Consider the following 23534-nt stretch of genomic DNA (forward strand, 5'->3'; position numbering starts at 1 on the left):
TCAGTCCTCCAGACGCGGAAAGCGGCCGGCGATGTCTTCGCCGGTGAAATTGGCAACCCAGCCTTCCGGGTTGTTGAACAGACGGATCGCCACGAAATGCGGATGCTCGCCCATGTCGAACCAGTGCCTGGTGCCGGCGGGAACCGAGATCAGATCGTTCTTCTCACAAAGCACGGCGTAGACGTAATCGTCGATGTGCAGGGTAAACAAGCCACGCCCGGCGACGAAAAATCGCACCTCGTCTTCGCCATGGCGGTGTTCTTCGAGGAACTTGGCGCGCAATTCGGCTTTCTGCGGATGATCGCTGTTGAGGCTGATCACATCGACGGTGATGTAACCGCGCTCGGTCATCAGCTTGTCGATCTGTTCCTTATAAGCACTGATGACTTCTTCCTGACTGGCGCCGGGCTGGATCTTCGTGGCGGCTTGCCAGCGGTCGAAACGCACGCCGTGCTCGGCCAGCGTCGCGGCGATGTCTTCGAAATGGGTCAGCACCTTGTTGGGAATCTCGGGGCTGGAAACGTGATAAACGGACAGGCTGCTCATGGGCAAATCCTCGGTAGCGGCGGCGCCGTCCGGCTCTTGAAGGCCGGTCGGGCGCGGCATGTCATCAGGCAAACGGCTGTTTCTGGTGAACTCAGCCTTGGCGGTTCATGACGCTGCGGGTTTTCAACTCGCATTCAAACAGGAATTCAAAGGCCTCGATCTGCCGCAGCGCGTCGCTCATCTGCGCGCCCCAGGTGTAGAGGCCATGGCCGCGAATCAGATAACCGACGCAGTCCGGATGAGCGTCAAGCCAAGGCTGCACCTTGGCGGCGAGGCGCGCAATGTCCTGATCGTTGTCAAAAATCGGCACACGCACCCGTGATTCATGGGTGGAAATGCCGCTGAAGGCTTTCTGCAATTCGTAGTCTTCGAACTCGATGAAATCTTCCGGGGTCAGACGCGACAGCACCGTGGCATTCACCGAATGAGTGTGCAGCACCGCACCGATCTCCGCGCGCCAACTGTAGAGCTGGGTGTGCAGCAAGGTTTCGGCGGAGGGTTTCTTGCCCGGCTCCAGGCTATTGCCGGACAGATCGGTGGCGAGTACGTCATCCACACCCAACTGGCCCTTGTGCTTGCCCGACACCGTCAGCAACGCTTCGCTTGGCGACAGGCGTGTCGAATAGTTGCTGCTGGTGGCTGGCGACCAGCCCCGGCCATAGAGAAAACGCCCGGCGTCGACGATCTGCTGGGCGAGCTGTTCACGGGTAAGGCTCATGGCCTGTCCTCTTGCATGCGTGTGGCAATGATAACGGCAGCGGCAAGCGCTGCGAGACTGGCGATACTAAACGTCAATGTTGGGCCGAGGGCGTTCCAGCTGTAACCGGAATACAGCGCGCCGAGCGCTCCCCCGGTGCCGGCCAGTGCCGCGTAAAGCGCCTGGCCCTGGCCTTGCTGGCGGGCGCCAAAACTACGTTGCACGAAAGCGATGGCAGCCGCGTGAAAACTGCCGAAGGTCGCGGCATGCAGCACTTGGGCGAACAACAGCACCCAGAGAAATTCCGCAAACGAACCGAGCAACACCCAGCGCAACGCCGCCAGCAGAAAACTCGCCAACAGCACGCGCCGCAAGGAAAATCGCGCCAGAATGCGACTCATGGCCATGAACATCAGCACTTCCGCCACCACGCCCACGGCCCAGAGCATGCCGATGACGCCACGGCTGTAACCGAGGCGTTCAAGGTGCAGAGTCAGAAAGGTGTAATACGGCCCGTGGCTCACCTGCATCAGCGCGACGCAGGCATAAAACGCCAACACGCCGGGATGGCGCAATTGCTTGAGAAAGCCCTCACCCGCCAGCCGACTGCCTTGCGCCGGCTGCGCATTCGGCACCCACAAACTGCTGAGGACGATGCCAGCCATGATCAGCACCAGCGCCGCCGGATAAATGTCCAGACTGAGCCATTCGAACAGCCGCCCCAGCACCACCACGGTGATGATGAAACCGATCGAGCCCCACAGGCGAATCTGGCTGTAGCGCGACGTCTGCCCTTGCAGATGCGCGAGGGTGATGACTTCGAATTGCGGCAGCACCGCATGCCAGAAGAATGCATGCAGGGCCATGACCATCGCCAACCAGGCGTAGGTCTGGCTGACGAAAATCAGCGAAAAGGTCAGCAACGTGCACACCGCGCCAAAGCGCACGATGGCCAGACGCCTGCCAGTGTAATCGCCGAGCCAGCCCCAGATGTTCGGCGCCACACAGCGCATCAGCATCGGAATCGCCACCAGCTCGCCGATACGGGCGGCGCTGAAGCCGAGGTGATCGAAGTACAGCGCCAGAAACGGCGCTGTCGAACCGAGCAAGGCGAAATAGAACAGATAGAAACTGGACAGCCGCCAGTAAGGAAGCGCCGCCACGCCGGTTATGCCGCGACGGCTTTGAGCGCAGCCATCAGAGCTGGCCCAGCACCGGCGTGCTCACGCGCACATCGGCGTTCTGCCCACGGTGACGCAGCAGGTGATCCATCAGCACGATGGCCATCATCGCCTCGGCAATCGGCGTCGCGCGGATACCGACGCACGGGTCGTGACGGCCCTTGGTGATCACGTCGACCGGGTTGCCATTCACGTCGATCGAGCGGCCCGGCGTGGTGATGCTCGAGGTCGGTTTCAATGCCAGATGCGCAACGATCGGCTGTCCAGACGAGATGCCGCCGAGGATCCCGCCGGCGTTGTTGCTGAGGAAACCTTGCGGCGTCAGTTCATCGCGGTGTTCGGTGCCGCGCTGGGCGACACAGGCGAAACCGGCGCCAATCTCGACACCTTTGACCGCGTTGATGCTCATCAGCGCGTGGGCCAGTTCGGCGTCGAGGCGATCGAAAATCGGTTCGCCAAGACCAGGCATCACTCCTTCAGCGACCACGGTGATCTTCGCCCCGACCGAGTCCTGATCGCGACGCAACTGGTCCATGTAGGCTTCCAGCTCCGGCACCTTGTCCGGGTCAGGGCTGAAGAAAGCGTTTTCTTCGACCGAATCCCAGGTCTTGAAGGGAATTTCGATCGGGCCGAGCTGGCTCATGTAGCCGCGAATGACGATGCCCTGACTGGCCAGATACTTCTTTGCGATCGCCCCGGCCGCCACGCGCATCGCGGTTTCCCGCGCCGAACTGCGCCCACCGCCGCGATAATCGCGCTCGCCGTATTTGTGGTGGTAGGTGTAGTCGGCGTGAGCCGGGCGGAACAGATCCTTGATTGCCGAATAGTCCTTGGACTTCTGGTCGGTGTTGCGGATCAGCAGGCCGATCGAGCAACCGGTGGTGCGGCCCTCGAACACGCCGGAGAGGATTTCGACTTCATCGGCTTCCTGGCGCTGGGTGGTGTGGCGGCTGGTCCCCGGCTTGCGGCGATCGAGGTCGCGCTGCAGGTCTTCCAGAGAAATCTCCAGGCCCGGCGGGCAGCCGTCGACAATGGCGACCAACGCCGGACCATGGCTTTCGCCAGCGGTGGTGACAGTGAACAACTTGCCGTAGGTATTGCCGGACATGCAGGACGCTCCGTGAAATCAAACCCGAATTCTTGATGCGCGCCAGTATACGCAGGCTAACCGAGTAGTTCATCCTCGAACCTTAGCGGTGCTGGCGAGTCCAACCGGCACCTTGACCAATGATGGCGTGATGATGCTGCGAGTTCTGATCTTGAGTCTTACCCTCTTTACCGGCTTTGCCCAAGCGACAGTCCTGCAACGCCCGGTCACTCTGGACACCGGCAACGGCGAACTTTTCGGTTCGCTGTTGCTGCCCAAGTCCGACAGCCCGGTGCCGATTGTTCTGATGATTTCTGGCTCAGGTCCTACAGATCGCGACGGAAACAACCCGGACGGTGGACGCAATGACAGCCTCAAACGTCTGGCCTGGGTGCTGGCCAAACACAACATCGCCAGCGTGCGCTACGACAAGCGCGGCGTCGCGGCGAGCCTGGCGGCCGCGCCTGATGAACGTAATCTTTCAGTAGAAGGCTATGCGGCGGATGCCGTGGCGTGGGGGCAAAAGCTCAAGGCCGACCCGCGTTTCGGCAAACTGATCCTGCTCGGCCACAGCGAAGGCGCGCTGATCGCCAGCCTCGCTGCGCCGAAGCTGGACGCGGCGGCGGTGATCTCGTTGTCCGGCAGTGCGCGGCCGGTCGATCAGGTGATTCGCGAACAATTGGCGCGCAGCCTGCCGCCACCACTGATGCTGCGCAGCAACGAACTGCTCGACAGCCTCAAGGCCGGCCACACCGATGACAACGTGCCGCAACCGTTACAGGTGATCTTTCGCCCGAGCGTGCAGCCGTATCTGATTTCACTGTTTCGTCAGGATCCCTCGCAAGCTTTTGCACAGCTGAAAATGCCGGCATTGATCGTCCAGGGCAGCAACGACATCCAGGTCGGCACCGAGGACGCGAAGCTGCTCAAGGCGGCGAAACCGGACGCGCAACTGACGGTGATCGAAGGCATGAATCACGTGCTGCGCATCGTCCACAACGACATGAAGCGGCAACTGGCCTCCTACAAGGACCCGAATTTGCCCCTGGCCGCCGAACTGGGCGCTGCCGTCATCGACTTTATTGAGGGAATTCGTGCAAGTTAACTGCCTTTTACCCTCCAGCCTCGCAGAAAACGGCCGATAAGCCTTTGTCGCCAGCGCAACGTCTGGCGGCAAGCAGGGCTTGGACAGGATCTCGCCGTTATGACTGAAACCCAGACTTCACCCGACATCAGCGCCGAAAAAGATGCGCCACCCGCAGTCGAGCTGCCGTGGGCGGACGTTCAGGCCGAGCACCACAAGATGCTCCGTCTGGCGCCGCTGCAGACCGATCGCAATACCGGTGGCCGGCCGTTGCGCTTCGTCGAATTCGGTTACGCCGAGCGCAACAGCAAAGAGCGCAGTCTGATGCGCATGGCGATCAAACTGCCGAACCAGCGCGTGCGCAAAGAGCAGAATCATCTTGATGTGTGGGTCGACCACGCTGCAAAACGCGTGAGTTTCGGTCCCGACAGCGGCTTGCAGATTGAACCGCTGAATCGCGGCATCGGCCGCTTCATGGCCGCGCAAGGCATCAACTGGGCAAAGAAGCGCTGGCCGGGATACACCGTTGAAGCCATGGACTTGAACAACAAGGACGCGCTCAACGAGGACACTCGCTTGCGTCGTGACCACTTTCTGCGCGTACACGGTTTTGATGTGGCTTACGCCGACGCGCAGCATTTGAAAGGCAGCATCAAGGCTGTGCAGGTCGGTGATCTGCTTGGTGACTGGAACAGCGAAAAACTGCAGATCGTCGAGATTCTGGAAGCCGCGCAGATGCTGCAGCAGGCCGAGCAGAATCTGGCCGAACAGGAAGTGAAGCTGAAGAAGCAGGAAGAGAAAGTCAGCAAGTTCAAGCGTGAAGATGCCGGTTTGCGCTTCACCATTACGTGTCTGGTGGCGTTTACGGTGTTTCAGGCGGGGTTGTTGATCTGGATTGCTACGCACCGGTAGATCAAAAGATCGCAGCCTTCGGCAGCTTGCACTGGACTCATGTACATCCTGTAGGAGCTGCCGAAGGCTGCGATCCGATCGTTCCCACGCTCTGCGTGGGAATGCAGCCCGGGACGCTCTGCGTCCCTAAAGAGGTCAGACGCGAGCGGCGAAAAGTGCCTGATGCGCGCGGCACTGCTCGGCTGTCAGCATGAACACGCCATGCCCGCCGCGCTGGAACTCCAGCCAGGCGAAATCGACTTCCGGGTACAACGCCTCGACATGCACCTGGCTGTTCCCCACCTCGACGATCAGCAAGCCCTTCTCGGTCAGGTGGTCCGCTGCTTCGGCGAGCATGCGCCGGACCAGATTCAGACCATCATCACCGCAGGCCAGACCGAGTTCCGGCTCGTGCTGATATTCATCCGGCATGTCGGCGAAATCTTCAGCGTCGACGTAGGGCGGGTTCGACACGATCAGATCGAAACGCTGACCCGGCAAGCCATCGAAACCATCACCCTGCACCGTGTAGACGCGCTCATCAACGCCATGGCGCTCGATGTTCTGGTTGGCCACTTCCAACGCTTCAAATGACAAATCAGCGAGCACCACTTCGGCATTCTGGAACTCGTAGGCACAGGCGATACCGATGCAGCCGGAACCGGTACACAGGTCGAGAATCCTTGCCGGTTCGTTGCCGATCCACGGCGCGAAGCGGTTTTCAATCAGCTCGCCAATCGGCGAACGCGGGATCAGTACGCGCTGATCGACAATGAACGACATGCCGCAGAACCACGCTTCACCGAGCAGATAGGCGGTGGGCACGCGATCTTCGATACGGCGCTTGAGCATGCGCTGCAGATTGACCAGTTCGTCATCTTCCAGCGCACAATCGAGATAGCTGTCGGCGATTTCCCACGGCAGGTGCAAAGCGCCCAGAACCAGCTGACGCGCCTCGTCCCAGGCGTTGTCGGTGCCATGGCCGAAAAACAGATCCTCCCCATGGAAGCGGCTGACGGCCCAACGGATGTGGTCGCGCAGGGTACGAAGTCGGGAAGTGATCACGGCATAGAACTCCAGAAAAAACGACTGGCGATTCTACCAGCCAAAACGCGCGACGACGACGCAGGAAAAACCGCGCGACGACGGTAGGAGATTTCTTTTTTTTGCATCAGGCATTGAACGGAACGTGTAACTTGACAAGGCTGCAGGCCAAGAACGACGGCGCCTACGATGGTAGCGATTCACAGAACCGCTCAGCCAGAGGACAATGTCGCAAAAGCCCCACCCCGAGGAGCCCCAGAATGTCCGTTCCAAAAACGATGTTTCAACTCAGCGGTCGCGGTTACGCAGCGGCCACACTGAGCCATGCCACCGTGGTCATCATCGATGCCCAGAAGGAATACCTCAGTGGCCCACTGGCCCTGAGCGGCATGGACGCGGCCGTCGCGAACATCAAACAAGTGGTTGCCGCTGCCCGTGCCGCCGGTCGGCCGATCGTGCACGTGCGCCATCTCGGCACCGTTGGTGGCCTGTTCGACCCCCAGGGCGAACGTGGCGAATTCATCCCTGGCCTCGAACCGCAAGGTGATGAAACCATTATCGGCAAATTGCTGCCGAGCGCATTCCATGGCACCGAACTGCTCGAGCGCCTGCAGAACCTCGGCTCACTGGATCTGATCGTTTGCGGTTTCATGAGCCATTCCAGCGTCAGCACCACGGTGCGTGCGGCGAAGAACCTCGGTTTCCGCTGCACCCTGGTCGAAGATGCCTGTGCGACTCGCGACCTGCCGTTCAAGGGCGGCGTGCTCAGCGCCGAACGCGTGCAGGAAGCGGAAATGGCGATCATGGCCGACAACTTCGCCACCCTGGCCAGGACTCAGGATCTGATCTGATCCTGCCCTTGGAGCGGCGCGTTGGCGCCGCTCATCCGCTATATCCGCTGATTTGCCGCAAATGCCATAGCCTCAGGAACAACCCGGTCAACTCCCGGTCGAAGGGCCGATACCATTGAGGAAGGTCGGAATGAAGTTATCCGATGGATTTGACGCACGCCGTTTGCGGCCCAAAGGCCAAAGCAACTGGCGTTTTCGATTTGGCGCGGCGATCTCGGCCATTCTGGCGACGTTCGGCGTGCTGCTGGCGATGGCCGGCGCCGCCAGCCTGCTCGGCCGCCCGCCAGCGCTGGGTGACCTGAACGCCTCGCCACTGGGCTCGGCGATCATGCTCGCAGTCGGTTTGCTGTTTCTGTATTTCGGCGTTGCCCTGTGGCGCCGCTGCCGCCGTCGTGCGCGGCAATCGCGGGAATTGAACATGTCCCCGCATCTGATGAAAAAACATGACTGACCAACGGCCTGGCTTTTAGCCGGGCCGTTTTCTGTCGACTTGGGTAAACTGGCCGCCCTTCGCGGAGGCTGACATGCAAGACGACGATTTTTCTCTGTTCAAAAGTGCGATCCAGGGCGTCAAGCCGATCAAGCACGACCGCGCCGACACCGGCAAACCCAAGGCTGACCGCGCGCAGATCGCCAAGCTGCGTCAGTCCGCCACCGTGCGCAGCGACACCACCATCATTGACGGCCTCTCCGACCAGTTCGTGATCGATGTCGGCCCGGAAGACGAGTTGATGTGGTCCCGCGACGGCGTGCAGGAAAGCCAGATGCGCAAGCTCAAGGTCGGGCAGATCCCGTTCGAAGGCAGCCTCGACCTGCACGGCATGAGCGTGGAAAAGGCCCGGGAGACGCTTTGGGCCTTTCTCGCCGAAGCGACCAAATTCGAAATCCGCTGCGTGCGCGTGACCCATGGCAAGGCTGTGCGCCTGGATGGCAAGCGGCCGATGATCAAAAGCCACGTGAACACCTGGCTGCGCCAGCATGCGCAAGTGCTCGGTTTCTGTTCCTGCCAGGCTCGCCACGGCGGCGCTGGCGCGGTTTATGTGATGCTCAAACGGACAATGATGGAAGGTCGCGACGAATAAAGCCGTCACACCGAACTTGCAGGGTTGTGTCCGCCACCGTACCCTTGCCCTTTGCGAAAATCCCCACAGGTAGTTTCATGTCCCTGGAACAGAATTACACCGCGATTCTCGGCCAATTGGGCGAGGACGTGTCCCGCGAGGGCCTGCTCGACACGCCAAAGCGTGCCGCCAAAGCCATGCAGTATCTTTGCCGTGGTTATGCACAGACGCTCGAAGAGGTCACCAACGGTGCCCTGTTCAGCTCCGACAACAGCGAAATGGTGCTGGTCAAGGACATCGAGCTGTATTCGTTGTGCGAACATCACCTGCTGCCGTTCATCGGCAAGGCCCACGTTGCCTACATCCCGAGCGGCAAAGTGCTGGGCCTGTCGAAAGTCGCGCGGATCGTCGATATGTACGCCCGCCGTTTGCAGATTCAGGAAAACCTCAGCCGCCAGATCGCCGATGCGGTGATGCAAGTTACCGGCGCGCTGGGCGTGGCCGTGGTGATCGAAGCCAAACACATGTGCATGATGATGCGCGGCGTCGAAAAGCAGAATTCATCGATGATCACTTCGGTGATGCTCGGTGAATTCCGCGAAAACGCGGCAACCCGTAGCGAATTCCTCAGCCTCATCAAGTAATTCGCGACAGAAAAGAGCCGGCGTTGATCGCCGGTTTTTTTTCGCCAGTGAAAAATCGGGTAAGCTGCGCGCCTTTCTTTATTCGCACCGTGAGGCTTTCAACGTGTTCGTCAAAGCGCTTCGTGTCGGCCTCGGCCAACTGGTTATCTTCGCCGACTTCATCACCCGCCCGGGCAAGAAACAACGCCCCGCCGCCGCTCAGGCGCAAGTCGACGCCGCCGCCAAGGATCTGACTCTGTATCAGTTCCACGCCTGCCCGTTTTGTGTGAAGACCCGCCGCGCCCTGCATCGCCTTAATGTACCGGTGGCGCTTAAAGATGCAAAAAACAATGAGCTGGACCGCCAGACCCTGCTGGAACAGGGCGGCCGCATCAAGGTGCCTTGCCTGCGGATTGAAGAGAATGGCCAGACGACCTGGATGTATGAGTCCAAGGTGATCATTGATTATCTGGACAAGCGGTTCGCCGCGGTCTGATGTGGTTGGGCTTTGGCTGATTACTCCATCGCTGGCAAGCCAGTACTCAGACAAAAATAAACCGGCCCTCAGGCCGGTTTGTTATTTTCAGGCCGCCCTCTCCAATTGCGCCCGACGCACGACTGCCGCTAACCGCTTCAACCCTTCATCCAGCCGCGCTGGATCGATGTGGCTGAAATTCAAGCGCAAATGTCCGTGATGCGCGTCCGGCTCGGGAAAAAACGGCTCACCCGGCATGAACGCCACATCATTGGCCAATGCCTCATTGAGCAACGACCGCGTGTCCAGCGGTTGCTTTAACGTCAGCCAGAAAAACAGCCCGCCCTGAGGCGTTTCCCAATCTGCCAAGTCAGCAAAGTGCTGTTCCAGTACCGCCTGGAAGGCATCGCGCCGCTGCCGGTAAAACTCGCGCAGCTCGCTTAAATGCTGTTGATATTTCTCCGAGCCGATCCATTGCAGCGCCTGCCACTGGCCGATGCGATTGGTGTGCAAATCGGCCGACTGCTTGAGTTTCAGCAGATGGGGAAACAGGTCGGGGCTGGCGATCAGATAGCCGACGCGCAATCCCGGCAGCAGGGTTTTCGACACGGTGCCGGTGTAGATCCAACTGGCGCTTTGCAAGCGGCCGGCGATCGGTCTGGCGCTGGCGCCGTCGAACGTCAGTTCGCGGTAGGGTTCGTCTTCGATCAGCGTCACGCCGAATTCATCAAGCAACGCAGCGACGGCGGCACGCTTGGCTTCGCTGTAGCGCACGGCAGACGGGTTCTGGAATGTCGGGATCAGGTAGATGAATGCGGGACGATGCCGCTCCAGGCGCTCGCGCAATTGCGCCAGATTCGGGCCGTCGACCTCTTGCGCGACGGTCAGGCAGCCGGCGCCGAACAGCTGGAATATCTGCAGCGCGGCGAGATAGGTCGGCGCTTCGAGCAAGATCTCCGTGCCCTTGTCGATATACAACTTGGCTACCAGATCCAGGGTTTGCTGCGAGCCGCTGACTACCAGCACCTGACTCGCCTGGCATTCAAGTCCGATCGCCCTCGCCTCCGCCGCCAAGGCTTCACGCAACGCCGGTTCGCCTTCGCTCATACCGTACTGGCCGAGCGAAAGCGGCATGTCGGCCCACTCGACTTTCGGCAGCATGGCCTCGGCGGGCAAGCCACCGGCAAACGACATCACCTCCGGCCGCTGGGCGGCAGCAAGGATTTCGCGGATCAAAGAACTTTTAAGGCGCGTGACACGTTCGGAAAAAGCCATGGGGGTCACCGTAGCAAGGCAGGCAGAAAATGAGTCAAACTGTTTGACTGAAATTACGACAGCGCGAGCGAGTACGTCAACATGCTTGACCTTAAAAATCCGACCAGCCAACAACACGCGATGGAAGCGTTTTTCTTCGGCTATCAGGCGTTCACTGCCAAGGCGGACGAAATGCTCGAGCGCCGCGGACTGTCGCGGGTGCATCAGCGCATCGTGTTTTTCATCGCGCGCTACCCGAACCTCAGCGTGAAAGAGCTGCTGGCCCTACTGGGCGTGAGCAAACAGGCGTTGAACATGCCACTGCGCCAGTTGCAGGAAATGCATCTGGTCGACAGCGTGGCGTCGCAGACCGACAAGCGTAAGCGCCTGCTTGAGCTGACCGCAGAAGGCGCAAAGTTTGAACAGGCGCTGCGCCGTGAGCAGGTGAAATTGCTGGAGCGCGTTTTTGCCGAGGCTGGGGAAGCGGCGGTGAGTGGTTGGCTCGCGGTGAATCTGGCGCTAGGAGGAAGTCAGACACATCTTGAGTGACGGGACCGCCCTTCGCGAGCCGGCTCGCGAAGGGAGCCATATATCCCTATCAGCAAAAAAATCGGCGACAAACCCCAAAACAATATTTGCTTTATTTGTACACAAAAGCATAATCCACTGCGTGCGAGTTCCTGACTACACGGTCAACAAATTCGCGTATGCCTCAAAGGGCCGCTGCCACCCCTCATGGGTCCGGCCCTGGAAATAACAATAAAACTCTTGAGGAGTACTCGCTGTGGAAAGCCGCAAATCCGAAGCACCGCCGCTCGAGCTCACGCCGCCATTACGCAATGGCCTGCTGGAGCGTCTGTTCAAACTCAGCTTGCATGGCACCACGGTGAAGACCGAGCTGATTGCCGGTCTGACAACCTTCATCACCATGGCTTACATCATTTTCGTCAACCCGAACATCATGGCCGATGCCGGCATCGATCACGGTGCAGCCTTCGTCGCCACCTGTATCGCCGCCGCGCTCGGCTGCCTGTTGATGGGCCTTTACGCGAACTGGCCGGTGGGCCTGGCGCCGGGTATGGGCCTCAATGCTTTCTTCACCTACACCGTCGTCGGCACCATGGGCTACAACTGGGAAACCGCCCTCGGCGCGGTGTTCGTCTCGGGCGTGCTGTTCATGTTCCTGACCTTTTCGCGGATTCGCGAATGGCTGCTCAACAGCATTCCGGTCAGCCTGCGTTTTGCGATGGGCGCCGGGGTCGGTCTGTTCCTGGGCCTGATCGGTCTGAAGACCGCCGGTATCGTTGTCGACAGCCCGGCCACGCTGATCAAACTCGGCTCGCTGCGCGAACCCGGCCCGCTGCTCGCGGCGATCTGCTTTTTGATGATCGCGATCCTCAGCTATCACCGCGTGTTTGGCGCGATCCTGATCAGCATCATCACTGTCACCCTCGCTGGCTGGGGCCTGGGCCTCGTCCACTACCAGGGCATCATGTCTGCGCCGCCGAGCCTGGCACCCACCTGGATGGCGATGAACGTCGCCGGCGTATTCAATGTCAGCATGATCAGCGTGGTGCTCGCCTTTCTCTTCGTGCACATGTTCGACACCGCCGGCACGCTGATGGGCGTGGCCCAGCGCGCCAACCTGGTCAACCCTGATGGTCGTATCGAAAACCTCTCCCGCGCGATGAAAGCCGACAGTGCTTCCAGCGTTTTCGGCGCGGTGGTCGGTGTTCCGCCAGTGACAAGTTATGTCGAAAGTGCCGCTGGCGTCGCCGCTGGTGGTCGGACTGGTCTTACCGCCGTCACCGTAGGTGTGCTATTTATAGCGGCGATGTTTTTCGCACCGCTGGCCGGCATGATTCCCGCGTATGCCACCGCTGGTGCACTGATTTACGTGGCAATGCTGATGATGGGCGGCATGGCCCACATCGAATGGGACGAAGCCACTGACGCGATTCCGGCCATCGTCACCGCGATCATGATGCCGCTGACCTTTTCGGTCGCCGACGGCATTGCACTGGGCTTCATCACCTACGTGGCATTGAAGGCCGGTACCGGCAAGTACAAGGAAATTTCCGTCAGCCTGTGGGTGCTCTGCGCGATCTTCATCGCCAAGTTCATCTTTCTGTAAGCGCTGCGCGGTTAAGGCTTCAACACAGCCTCACCCTTACGGGGTGGGGCTTTTGCACATCTCGATAACAACAAAGGAGCAAAACGATGAGTCTGGAAACCTGGCTGCTGTTCAGTGGTGCTGCACTGGTGGTGATCCTGATACCGGGGCCGCTCTCGTTGCTGATGATCAGCAACAGCCTGAACTACGGCTTGCGTCGTTCCTACCCGGCATTTCTGGGTGGTGTGACGGCGTCAATCTGCCTGCTCAGTGCGTCGGCATTGGGGCTTGGCGCATTGCTGCTAGCCTCGGAACAACTGTTCAGCGCCCTGAAAATCGTTGGCGCGCTGTATCTGTTCTACCTCGCCTGGCAGAGCTGGCAACAGTCACGCCAGCCATCGGTCGGGGCCGACGTCCCGCAAACGGCGCCCGTGCCACGCTTTCGCGCACTGTTCACCCGTGCCTTCGTGCTGGGCGCGAGCAACCCGAAAGACATCCTGTTTTTCGCCGCGTTCCTGCCGCAGTTCCTCAGCGCCGAGCAACCTTTCCTGCCGCAACTGCTGGTGATGATCGCCACCTGGACCGTGCTGGACCTGCTGTGCAAACTGGCCTACGGCCTCGGGGCCCACGCCGCCGCGCGTTACCTGCGCAGCGGCAAGGGCCAGAGCTGGTTCAACCGCATCAGTGCGGGTCTGTTCGGCGGTGCCGGCGCCGCGTCGTTGCTCAGCAGCCACTGAGATCCTTGACCGCGTCGCGGTCTATCGAACCCCCGCCAGTCTGACTTGAACTGTTCAGTTCAGGCTGGCGCTCTCCTCGCCTGTCGGCAATTCCCGACTCTCCTGCAGGCCGCGCAATACACCGCAACAACCCGTTGATATACATGCTTGGAACGCTCCTCGTACTATCTCGGCGTGTTTTTACGACAACCCGCCAGAACAAGGACGTTCACATGGCCACCCTGATAAGCGAAGCCTCGATTCAAACTGACCCGGTCGTCATCACGGATATGAAGATCGAGACCAATGAACATAACGCCTCGACCATCGATTTCAACGACGGTAATGACAACGCAGCGGCCAGTTCGAATAAAAGCAAACTCGATCAGTTGAAATTCAACGACTCGGTGTTCGGCCCTTTCCAGATCGGTGAAGTCTCGATTACCCGGGCCTCTCTCGATGCTCTGGGGGCAACGATGGATGGCCAACCTTTAACCCGTGACAACACCTTTTTCCGCATTCCCCCACGATCGTTCATCAACTCCTTGCAGTTCAGCGCCAGTGCTATCGAACAGCACATGAAGTCTTCGAGCGGCAGCAATGCCTACCTGTTGCCGACCTTGCTTTTCGACATGGCCAGCCGCCGCCCGCTGACCGCCCCGCCGCTAATCCGCGATAACCCGCAAGATGACGTCGATTCATCTGATTACCGCAGCAAGATCAAGAAACTCCTCGGCTCGGCACAGAAACTCGACTTGCAGCACAGCCAGTTACCGCAAAACACTCGGCGCTGGGTTGCCACGGCCAAGACGCACCTGACCGTCGGCTCGAGCGTAGGACTTCAGGCGTTCGGCATATTCATGGGTTTGCGTGGCGTGGTTCAGGCCGTCAAGGCCGGTGATAACGCTGAAGTCGTCATTAACAGCGTGGGGATTGCCTCGGAACTGGGTTCCATTGCCATCGACATCGGGGTCAGCAAGATCGCCGCCGAGATGCTGACGGCCGGACAAAGCGCTTTCAAGGACTTCGCTAAAACCAGGTTTGCGGTGCGGCTCGGTCGATCCGGCGGACTGATTGGCGGAGCACTGACATTACCATTCGATGTGTACACCGCCGTCCGCTCGCTGAATGCCGCGAGCAACGCAACCGGCAAAGAGGCCATCGACCATTACGTCAGCGCCGGCTTGAGCATCACCAGCGCCGCCATGACGATCATTCTCGGTAGCGCTGCGCTGGCAGGGTTGTCGTTCGTGGGGCCGGCAGGGCTGCTGGCCGGCGCGATGCTGGCCATTGGATCGCAGATCTACGGCGCGGTACGCATCGTCGACGACATCGATGATTACATCGAACTCACCGTCGGCGAACGCTGGCGCTCGGGCTTTTTCTCGTTCTGCATGATGGACGTCGAGCAAGGCGTCAAGGATCGCTACAGCCGGGCCAGAACCCTGATCCAGCACACCGAGCAACTCAAGCGCAATGCCCGCCGATTGCTGGACGTCGATCTGAAGGATTCCACCGAAGCGGTGGTCAATGGCGCGTTCGAAGTCGATCTGGTCAGCAGGCAAGTGTGGAAACGCAATTGGTGGACGAAAATCGATGCCTGGGAAACCGAAAACGTCCCGGTGATCCGCGGTGGCGATGACACCATCGATGCTCGCGAAGGCGTCACCAAGGACACCCCCGGCGCGGTGCTGGGGGTTGCTGGCGACGACAAGCGTATTTTGTGGCTGCTCGGCGATGGCCAGGATTCGATCAAAGGCGTGGAAAAGAAATCGAATATCTTCCAGTACGGCTCAGGAATAAAAGACCTGACCGGTGGCGAAAAGGACGATCGCTTCGTATTCCAGTCGGCCGGCGATTCCATCTCGAAAAACGCCGAGGGTTCGGCTTATTCGAAGTTGAGGGGCGGCGCAGGTAACGACACCCTGGCGCTGGATGGCCTCAAGCTCACGCAACAGGGCCATGACATCGACTTGCAGGCCGGCACGCTGCAAGTGAGAAAGCCCAATCCCGATGCCGACGACGGGGCCGATTTTACATTCCACAGCCTTCTGGAAAGCATCGAGAACGTGGAAACACTGAACAGTGCGGCAAGCGTCGTCACGGGCACCGAGCAACGTAACATCATCAAATCCCGCGGGCGCGACACGATAAAAGCGGGTGCCGGCAACGATCAAATCCGGTTGCTGCACAAAGATGCGATTGCTTCGGGAGAAGAAGGTATCGATGAGTACTTCATCGCTCATCAGGACGGTCGTTTTTGCATCATCGAAGACGGTAAGCAGGAAAGTACCATCGAATTTGCATGGCGAATCAGCCTGATCGAAAGCTGGGCCATTGAAAAGAACTCGCTGGTCATTACGTCAGGATTCGAGTTTCTCGACAGGCCCAAATGCGTGGTCTTCATCCATGAAGTCTATGAAACGATCAACAAACAGCGCCGCTTGAAAAACAACAAACTGACGTTCCTGACCCATGACGGCTATGTGTTGCGACCGGACCTGCCGGAAACAATCGAAAGCGGCGAGACGGTCGATATCGAAGTGCTCATCCTGAAACACGGCAAGCCTGCGAAGCCGGTCATTCATTACAACCCTGAATGCTGGACCCTGCATCAGCATGAAGCGCGTTATTTTCTGCCGCGCGCCGGGCAAAGCACTACGTTTTATTCGGCCGAACGACCCGACGTCATTACCTGTATTCACCTCGATTACGCCAGCAACGAACTGAACAAGGTCGAAGCTCATTTCCGCGCCAGGGAATCGGCAAAAAACAGCGACCTGCTGGCCGCGTGCGACCTGACCTATCACTTGGGTGATAAAACCCTGACGCTGCAACATTTTGCCTGGGCGCGAGGCGGCTCTGACCCAAGGAACATGGTCAAGATCCTGCGCACCATGGCCGCCCGCCCCAGTCACCAGTACCTGCTGATATTCAACGACGGCGTTGCACTGAATGCGCAGCTTACGGCGGAAACCGACGCCGCCCCTGCCGACGACAACTACCAGGCGAATGCCTTCAAGTGCTGGACGACGGCACTGAAGTTGCCCCTTGAGTTTCGTGCGCGGCAGTTCACTTACCAATTACCAACGAACGAAGCGTGGAAGCTCAGCGCCAAAAATGTATGCGCCGTTATTGCGCCCGGAGCCAACCAGACAGCACTGGAAACACTGGAGGGTGAAGGTGGTACCTATCTGATTCATCTTGTCGTCGACCGGACCATCAAGCTGACAACTCCGGGCGCACTGGCCAACGCGGTGGTCAGGCTGCCTTACTCATCCACCTGGGAGCTCGACGCGACAGCGCTGGGGAAGGTTGAGGTCAAACTGGAAAACAACCAATTGCAGATCGGTACCTGCACGGTGCACCTGCCGGTTTATGAAAGTGAAGACCTGATCGACCAGATCCGCGTCATCAATGAAAAAGGCATCGTCCATGTGGTGGATCTTTCTTTCGACCGGGTCTATCAGGATGGCCTCGATGCGCGGTTCTTTGCTGCGCCCGACGCGGCAGAGGCCCTGCCTGAACTCTTCGCATCGATGGCGAGCCAAGAGGTCAAAGTGCGCAACATCATCTTTGCCGACAACACTTCCGGCGCATTCAGTTACAGCTTTGCAGCCCATCGCTGGATCCTGCGTAGCGACAAATCCCGCGTCGAATATTCGAGGTTGAAAGTCATCAATCGGTGCAGCCATCAGGATGTGCACATTTTCAATCCGCCTGCCCTCGATGTCCCACCGGCATGACGCGGGCGACCGCTGGTCAGCACTGACCACGCCCGCGCCGCAGCAACGACCCAACCTCCACATCCTGTTCCGGATCAGACTTTTGCGCCACGCCTGCGCGTGCGCGTGCGCCTGAAGAATCCGGCGAGCCCCTGATAGCGCTCGATATCAAAACCGAATGAGTAAATTGCACATGGTCAAACCACCGAAAAAGATTGCTGTGACGACGGCAGCCGACACCACCGTTACCACCCGACCTGTTCAATCGGGCTCAGGTACTCGCAGCAACGTCAGGCTGCCTGACACCGGGTTATCCGGCGTCGAATCGACCAAAGCCTCGTCGAGTACTGCAGACATCGCCCCTGCCGTGATCACCGTCAGCACGATGCCGGGACCAGCCGCCCAATCAGTCAGCGTCCCACGCCATGCCGTCGCCTGGCCCGAAAATCGCCTGAGCGAGCTGACCCCGATAGGCGAAAACAGCGGACTGTTCACCGGCCCGGACCAGCGCACTTACGCGCAACTCGGCGGCGAAGGACGCTTTCTCGTCGAACAGGATGTGCAAGGCCGCTATTACGTGCCGATGACGTTCGCGCCAGGCGTGGCCGGCCCGTCCCTGACGAAGCTTGAAGGGCACGCCAGTTGGCATATTCAGCGGCCCGGCTGGCCATCCGGCCAGGCGCGAAACTCAGCCACGGATACCGGCCTCCTCGCCTACCTTTCGCCTGAGGATGCGAACACTCTCACCCGAGCGGAACTGTCGACCGCTGGCATCCGTTACAACAAGCTCAAGCAAGCCTTCGTCGACACCGAAGAAGGCACGGTGATGGTCCGCAAGAATCCGCATGGCGAATACCAGCATGCCTCGGCGACAAGCCGAAGTGCCCCCGACATCGTGTTTGAACAGATCCCCGACAGCCTGCTCTGGCGACGGAAAACCACACAAGCACACTCCGGAATTTCAACTGGCGTGCCTCGCCGTACCGCCGAGCCGACTATCGGCAGCAACAAACGCGTGCGTCTGGATGCCAGCGAGCAGACGGTGCTAGCGCCCCCGTCGGCGCCTGACGCCAGCGTAGCGAACGAGCAGACGCCGTTTTTCTGGTTACCCTGGGGCCACTTGAACAAGCCTCCCGCTCTGGAGTCAATCCAACTGGGCTGGTTTCATTACCCGATCGTGCCGGTTGGCTCCAATCGCACACCGAAAGTCTATTTCGTGCAGCATCCGGACTTTGTGCCGGCTCGCTTCGAGGCGTTTGAACAGATGCTGCGCACCGCGCCTTCAATGCAACCGGTCGCCACGTTTCGCATCGGTAACGATCCCGGTGAAATCCACCCCGGCAAACGCTTTTTCGAAGAGCCTATTTCGCAATCAGTGGCCAACACCTTTCCCGATTTTTCCGCAGCCACTGCATGGGCGGTTGGCAAAAGGCTGTTCGAACTCGCTGACAATTCAGCCGTCATTACCGGCACCGGTCTGGTCAATATCCAGGCGGTCCTGCATCAATGGAAGCAGAAGCCGTTTCCCAGCGCGCCGGCCTATGCCGACCCGCTCAATATGCTGGCAATCGCGCCCTCGATCGATGTCGGCGGCAAGAAACTCATTCCCATGCCGTCGCAATCGGACAGCGAACTGCAAAGGCTGACCTTCGATCCACAAAGGTTTCCCATCGAATGGAATCACTACAAAACCTGGCCCAGCGATCTGAACCTCAGGCGCCTGCTCGGTGCGCTGTTGATTCGCTGCGGTTATGACCTTTTTCCTCTGACGTACGAACACCGCCAGCCGACGTTGGTTTTCAGGCGCGCAGGGCGTGACCCGGTGTACTTCTTGAAGCTGGGCTCGGTTGCCCAGGCGGGCTTGTCCCACAGGCCCGGCAATGAACTGGCAGACCCGAGCCTGCCGAGCAGAATCGGCAGCGACGCGTTTCGGGAGCTGACCACCGCAGCCACTCAAGACAAAGTGATCTGGCTGATCGGCGGGGTATTGAAGGTCGAATCGAATCCGGACTCGGTGTTCATCATCCGGGAGCGCTGAGTTGCCTTTGCAGCACTTGCCCCCTCGCTCACTGGTGTCGGCGCGGATCGTCAACGCCTGCAACACGCGGCAACACGCTTGCCCGGTGCGATACCTATGTACCGCACCCCTCGCCTGCCCTTTGCCGACCATAACGCTTTCAAGCCAAAGCATCGGGCAGGCGCAAACTCGCCCCCGCTTGCCCGGCCCATCCTGATCGGCAGTTCATCGGAGCAGTTTTATGGCCAAGCCCCCCAAGAAAATCCCTCGCCCGTCTTCGGCGCAAACGCCGACTACGTCGACCCACCCCTTACCAGATACAGGAGGAACATCAGCAGGCGCCAGCGAGCAATCCGCCTCGAGCGCGATCACTGCAAGCGCTTTGCCGGAAACCGGGGCGACCCGTCCCACGGTCACCATCAGTCAGTCCCCCGCTGCTGACACTTCGCCGAGCATGGCCCGCGCCACCGATTCAATACAACAGCATGCTCTTGCCAGCGAGCCGCCTGCATCGCACAGCCCATCCAACAGCGAAGGTTCGTCGGAGACGATTTTTATCAATCCCGTATTCGCCACCCAACTGAAACGCAAACGAGACAGCGAAGAGGGTTTTCTTTACGACAAGCGCAACAAAACCTACGTCGAACTGCACGAAGGCATCGTCATGATCGGCTACGGCGCCGATGGCTGGCGTCAGACCTATGCGGGCGAATCGACGCCGACCGGAAGAAAAGTCGAGCAGATTCCAGGCTCGACACTCTGGCGTGAAATCGACGTAGCGCAGTCCGCTGCAGTATCGGCGCTCCATTCCACGCAAAGCATGCCCGCAGCACAACGGTCGCCTGAGTTGAGCGACGCCAGCACGCTGATCGAGAATCTTGTATCGCGCCAGACCGCCGCTCTGGACCTTTCCGCCGGCCTCTGGCAAAACTGGGGCAGATCGAACCGCCCCGATTCAGGCGAATCTATCGAAATAGACGGGCTGCACTACCCGATCCTTGCACAAAACCTGGGCAGTGAAAGCGGCCTGGTGTATGTGCAGCATCCGGGCTTTACCCCGGACAGGTTCGATGCCTTCGAAAACATGTTGCGCGATGAACCGTCGCGCCAGCCGATGTGGGCGCGCAAACGCGACGGCCACTGGCAGGTTCTGGATGGCTATCCGCCGTTTGAAATGTCCCCGAGCCAATACGTCGCCACCGCATTCAGACACCTGTCAGAGCGTTCGAGCAGCAACCTCGCCCGTGCTGTGTTCGATCGCGCCTCTCTGCCCACAGGCATAAACGGCGACGGTCTTTCCGTGGTGTCATTGACGTATCGCCATTGGCTCGACAGGGTGAATAACGTAGCACCGGGATTCGGCCTTGCCGAACCGTTGCTGATGCTACCGAAACTGTCCACTGCGCCCGGCAGCACGGCCGGCGCAGGACTGCTGGCGTTGCCAGACTACAACTCCAGTGTGCTGCAGCGTCTGGACTTCGATCCGAGCGAATTCCCTGCACAATGGGCCACCTATACCGCACAGCCGAATGCACTCAATCTGCGTGCGCTGTTCATCAACCTTCTGCAAGACAACGGCTACAGCGTCGCGCCGCCGGTAGATATGCTTGTTGAAAACGCTCTGGTCTTCCACCGTCCAGGTATTGCCGGGTTATTCATCTTGAAACTTCCGTTGGTCAGTGGTGACCAAGTCCCTCGCTACACCGCCCCCGGCTCCAACTTCGCCGATCCGGATTTTCTCGCAGGGCTTGGCGCAGATAACAAACGTCATCTTGATCAATACCTGAGCCAGGTTGAAGTCGCTCATCTGGTAGGCGGCGTACAACGGCTGTCAGCCGACACCCGGACACTTTTCATCGTGCGTGAGGGTTGAGCATCCATGAACAAACCACCCAAGCGCGGGGCGGGAGTCACTCCCGCTGATATTTCACCGATAACCCTGCATCCGATAAATGACGTACCGGAACGGCCTCGTCTCGATCTGCAAAACAGCCACCATGCAAATGAACAGGCTGATTCTGCCGGCGGACCAGACGCATCCACGCTGCCAGCGTCCGTGCTGATCAAGGCAGAACGGCAACCGCTGTGGAACGTCGAAATACCGGACTGGTTGACGCAAGATCCACAGCGCGAAGATCAGTACACGGAGATTGATCAGCCAATTTACCTGGCAGCGGCTGACGCAGCCCGTCTCTCATCGCCCCTGGATAACCTCGACGGCATCCGCTATGACAAGCACCGCAAGACGTATGTCGATACGGCGCAAGGAACGGTCATGGTGCGCAAGAACAGCACCGGCGAGTATCAGCAAAGCTCGGCGACGCGCCGCACTGATTTCGCCCTGCTGTTCGAACCGGTTCCGGGAACACGACTGTGGCGGCGCAAAGCGGCGCGCGATGATTCTGGCCCCGTCCCCACCGATCCCGGCGAAGCACTGGCTGCCAGCCTGCTATCGGCCAACCCTGAGGCGACGAATCTGCGTTTCGGACTCTGGCGAAACTGGGGCCGCAGCAGCCGCCCAACGCTGGGGCAGTACATTGAAATAGACGGCCAGCACTACCCGATCGTGCAGCAGGACCTGAATGCCCAACCATCATTGGCATACCTGCAACACCCGCTGTTTTCACCTGCCCTGTACGAAGCCTTCGAATCCATGCTGCGCGATCACCCGTCACTGCAACCGAAGTTCGTCGTTAACCGAAACAATCAGTGGACGGTGCTCGATGATCCCGCTCCCTTTGCAATGCCGATCACCCGATACATCGCCACAACGTTCAAATCTCTTGCGGACCGTTCTGTCAGCGCATTGGCCCGGGCCTTGTTCAATCAGGCCAGTCACTCTGAAGTCATCACCGGCTCGGGATTGGCCGTGCTGAATCAGGTCCTGCGCTATTGGTCCTGTAGAGATGCGGAACAGGCACCGCCAGTGGGGCTGGCCGACCCGCTGCTGATGTTACACAACCAGCCCGCCACAACTGGCCTGTCCCTCTCCAACAAGCAAGACCATCTGCGCCGCCTGGATCTTGACCCCGGACGATTCGCCCAACACTGGAACCGCTTCGCCAGCCAGCCCTCGACGACCCGCTTGCAACGACTGTTCAGCGAGGTGCTGGCTGCTGAGGGCTATGTCATCGAACGCACCGCAACGGAGGAATCGAGGCATGAGTTGCGCTTTCATCGTGCCGGCATAGATCGGATATTCGCGCTGAAGGTTTATCCGCCGAGCGCACTCGACGATGCCGGGCTGGAGCACAGGCGTGCCGACGCCAGCGATACACGCAAAGCGGTGTGGTTGCGCGGTGGCGTACAAACGGACGCGTTGGGGCAGACAACGTTGTTTATTGTCAGGGGAAGCTGAAGGGGCGGCCAGTCGAAAAAAAGCCCGCAGTGTGAGCGGGCGAAAGACCAAAGAAGCTATATGCGCAGTCGCTTCCCGGTGGGGGCTGCTGCTTGGGGTCAGCTGCCCCGATACGTGGAATAGCTGTAAGGCGAAATCAGCAGGGGCACGTGGTAGTGCTCCTGCTCGGCAGAGATGCCGAAACGCAGCACCACCACATCCAGAAACGCCGGCTCCGGCAACTGGACACCGCGGGCGCGGTAGTAATCGCCTGCATGGAACTGAACCTGATAAACCCCGGTGCGATAGTCATCGCCTTGCAGCAGCGGCGCATCGACCCGGCCGTCGTTGTTGGTGACCGCACTGGCGACCAATTCCAGGTGCGATCCTTCGACGCGGTACAGCTCGACCTTGATCGAACTGCCCGGGCAACCGTGTGCAGCGTCCAAAACGTGAGTAGTCAAACGTCCCATTGATTCTGCGCGCCTGCCTGCGTGGAGCAGTCAGACTTCGCGCCTCCCGAAGTCAGTTGAAAGGAGACCGCACCGTTTCGGAGCACGAAACACTGCGGCGAGCGACTGATTAAGACACTTTTGAAAAAAATTGTACACAATAAAAACGACATTTTTCGCCTCGGCCCCGCCATCCGGGCTTTTATCGCCAATCGGCAGACAAAGCGCCTGAACATTGAACCTTCCATTCATTAGCTGACCGGTCAGGCAGGTTTCTTGCAGGCTTGAACCGTTAACAGCAAAAGATGACAGTCGGTGAGAAATGCGAAAAATCAGGCTTACAAAATGCAAATAAAGTTGTATACAATCAGCCCATCGCT

General features: G+C 59.4%; 21 protein-coding genes. 14 read left to right on the plus strand and 7 right to left on the minus strand.

The window, feature by feature from the left end:
- The 4 genes from CXF97_RS07045 to aroC all read right to left on the minus strand — a co-directional run bounded on the left by CXF97_RS07045 (position 1) and on the right by aroC (position 3532).
- Positions 1–546 carry an acireductone dioxygenase gene (locus CXF97_RS07045; RefSeq protein ID WP_101157551.1) on the minus strand — a complete coding sequence of 182 codons (546 nt, stop codon included), beginning with the start codon at positions 544–546 and terminating at the stop codon, positions 1–3.
- Between the two features lie 91 nt (positions 547–637).
- Positions 638–1264 (minus strand): methylthioribulose 1-phosphate dehydratase, encoded by a 627-nt coding sequence (locus tag CXF97_RS07050; RefSeq protein WP_101157468.1) that lies wholly within the window; start codon positions 1262–1264, stop codon positions 638–640.
- The gene (locus CXF97_RS07055) at positions 1261–2406 is read right to left on the minus strand and encodes an MFS transporter (RefSeq protein ID WP_101157469.1); all 1146 of its coding nucleotides are present in this window, start codon (positions 2404–2406) and stop codon (positions 1261–1263) included. The genes CXF97_RS07050 and CXF97_RS07055 overlap by 4 nt, the downstream gene beginning before the upstream one ends.
- Positions 2407–2440: 34 nt before the next feature.
- Complete coding sequence (aroC, locus tag CXF97_RS07060; RefSeq protein ID WP_101157471.1) at positions 2441–3532, minus strand: chorismate synthase; 1092 nt, start codon at positions 3530–3532, stop codon at positions 2441–2443.
- Positions 3533–3662: 130 nt separating this feature from the next.
- Here aroC and CXF97_RS07065 point away from each other — a divergent pair, with 130 nt between their 5' ends.
- Together CXF97_RS07065 and CXF97_RS07070 are read left to right on the plus strand one after the other, a co-directional pair.
- Positions 3663–4616 (plus strand): alpha/beta hydrolase, encoded by a 954-nt coding sequence (locus CXF97_RS07065; RefSeq protein ID WP_101157553.1) that lies wholly within the window; start codon positions 3663–3665, stop codon positions 4614–4616.
- A gap of 99 nt (positions 4617–4715) precedes the next feature.
- The gene (locus tag CXF97_RS07070) at positions 4716–5507 is read left to right on the plus strand and encodes a hypothetical protein (RefSeq protein ID WP_101157473.1); all 792 of its coding nucleotides are present in this window, start codon (positions 4716–4718) and stop codon (positions 5505–5507) included.
- A 135-nt stretch (positions 5508–5642) separates the two neighbouring features.
- Here the strand turns inward: CXF97_RS07070 and prmB are convergent, their stop codons facing one another.
- Positions 5643–6551 (minus strand): 50S ribosomal protein L3 N(5)-glutamine methyltransferase, encoded by a 909-nt coding sequence (gene prmB / locus CXF97_RS07075; protein WP_101157475.1) that lies wholly within the window; start codon positions 6549–6551, stop codon positions 5643–5645.
- Between the two features lie 239 nt (positions 6552–6790).
- Here prmB and CXF97_RS07080 point away from each other — a divergent pair, with 239 nt between their 5' ends.
- From CXF97_RS07080 to CXF97_RS07100, 5 genes are all read left to right on the plus strand, one after another.
- Positions 6791–7381, plus strand: coding sequence for a cysteine hydrolase family protein (locus CXF97_RS07080; protein ID WP_101157477.1), 591 nt, complete (start codon positions 6791–6793; stop codon positions 7379–7381).
- Positions 7382–7511: 130 nt separating this feature from the next.
- A complete protein-coding gene (locus CXF97_RS07085; protein WP_016773771.1) occupies positions 7512–7832 on the plus strand; it encodes a hypothetical protein in 321 nt (106 codons plus the stop codon).
- Positions 7833–7905: 73 nt separating this feature from the next.
- Entirely contained in the window at positions 7906–8463 is a 558-nt protein-coding gene (locus CXF97_RS07090; RefSeq protein WP_016773770.1) for a Smr/MutS family protein, read from the plus strand.
- A 77-nt stretch (positions 8464–8540) separates the two neighbouring features.
- Complete coding sequence (gene folE, locus CXF97_RS07095) at positions 8541–9086, plus strand: GTP cyclohydrolase I FolE (RefSeq protein ID WP_016773769.1); 546 nt, start codon at positions 8541–8543, stop codon at positions 9084–9086.
- Positions 9087–9189: 103 nt separating this feature from the next.
- The gene (locus CXF97_RS07100; protein WP_101157479.1) at positions 9190–9561 is read left to right on the plus strand and encodes a glutathione S-transferase N-terminal domain-containing protein; all 372 of its coding nucleotides are present in this window, start codon (positions 9190–9192) and stop codon (positions 9559–9561) included.
- 87 nt (positions 9562–9648) lie between these two features.
- Here the strand turns inward: CXF97_RS07100 and CXF97_RS07105 are convergent, their stop codons facing one another.
- Positions 9649–10815 (minus strand): PLP-dependent aminotransferase family protein, encoded by a 1167-nt coding sequence (locus CXF97_RS07105; RefSeq protein WP_101157481.1) that lies wholly within the window; start codon positions 10813–10815, stop codon positions 9649–9651.
- An 81-nt stretch (positions 10816–10896) separates the two neighbouring features.
- Here CXF97_RS07105 and CXF97_RS07110 point away from each other — a divergent pair, with 81 nt between their 5' ends.
- The 7 genes from CXF97_RS07110 to CXF97_RS07140 all read left to right on the plus strand — a co-directional run bounded on the left by CXF97_RS07110 (position 10897) and on the right by CXF97_RS07140 (position 22723).
- On the plus strand, positions 10897–11343 hold the full coding sequence (locus CXF97_RS07110; RefSeq protein ID WP_101157483.1) for a MarR family winged helix-turn-helix transcriptional regulator: 447 nt from the start codon (positions 10897–10899) through the stop codon (positions 11341–11343).
- Positions 11344–11578: 235 nt separating this feature from the next.
- Entirely contained in the window at positions 11579–12928 is a 1350-nt protein-coding gene (locus CXF97_RS07115) for an NCS2 family permease (protein WP_101157485.1), read from the plus strand.
- Positions 12929–13014: 86 nt separating this feature from the next.
- A complete protein-coding gene (locus tag CXF97_RS07120; protein WP_101157487.1) occupies positions 13015–13644 on the plus strand; it encodes a LysE family translocator in 630 nt (209 codons plus the stop codon).
- 212 nt (positions 13645–13856) lie between these two features.
- Complete coding sequence (locus CXF97_RS28200; RefSeq protein ID WP_178081156.1) at positions 13857–17369, plus strand: calcium-binding protein; 3513 nt, start codon at positions 13857–13859, stop codon at positions 17367–17369.
- Positions 17370–17526: 157 nt separating this feature from the next.
- A complete protein-coding gene (locus CXF97_RS07130) occupies positions 17527–19386 on the plus strand; it encodes a hypothetical protein (RefSeq protein WP_157830865.1) in 1860 nt (619 codons plus the stop codon).
- 220 nt (positions 19387–19606) lie between these two features.
- The gene (locus tag CXF97_RS07135; RefSeq protein WP_157830866.1) at positions 19607–21238 is read left to right on the plus strand and encodes a hypothetical protein; all 1632 of its coding nucleotides are present in this window, start codon (positions 19607–19609) and stop codon (positions 21236–21238) included.
- A 6-nt stretch (positions 21239–21244) separates the two neighbouring features.
- On the plus strand, positions 21245–22723 hold the full coding sequence (locus CXF97_RS07140; protein ID WP_157830867.1) for a hypothetical protein: 1479 nt from the start codon (positions 21245–21247) through the stop codon (positions 22721–22723).
- Between the two features lie 98 nt (positions 22724–22821).
- On the opposite strand, the gene uraH is transcribed toward CXF97_RS07140, so the two are convergent.
- The gene (uraH, locus tag CXF97_RS07145) at positions 22822–23175 is read right to left on the minus strand and encodes a hydroxyisourate hydrolase (protein ID WP_101157495.1); all 354 of its coding nucleotides are present in this window, start codon (positions 23173–23175) and stop codon (positions 22822–22824) included.
- Positions 23176–23534 lie beyond the last annotated feature (359 nt).

It is taken from the genome of Pseudomonas sp. Choline-02u-1 (genome assembly GCF_002836515.1).
GTDB lineage: Bacteria > Pseudomonadota > Gammaproteobacteria > Pseudomonadales > Pseudomonadaceae > Aquipseudomonas.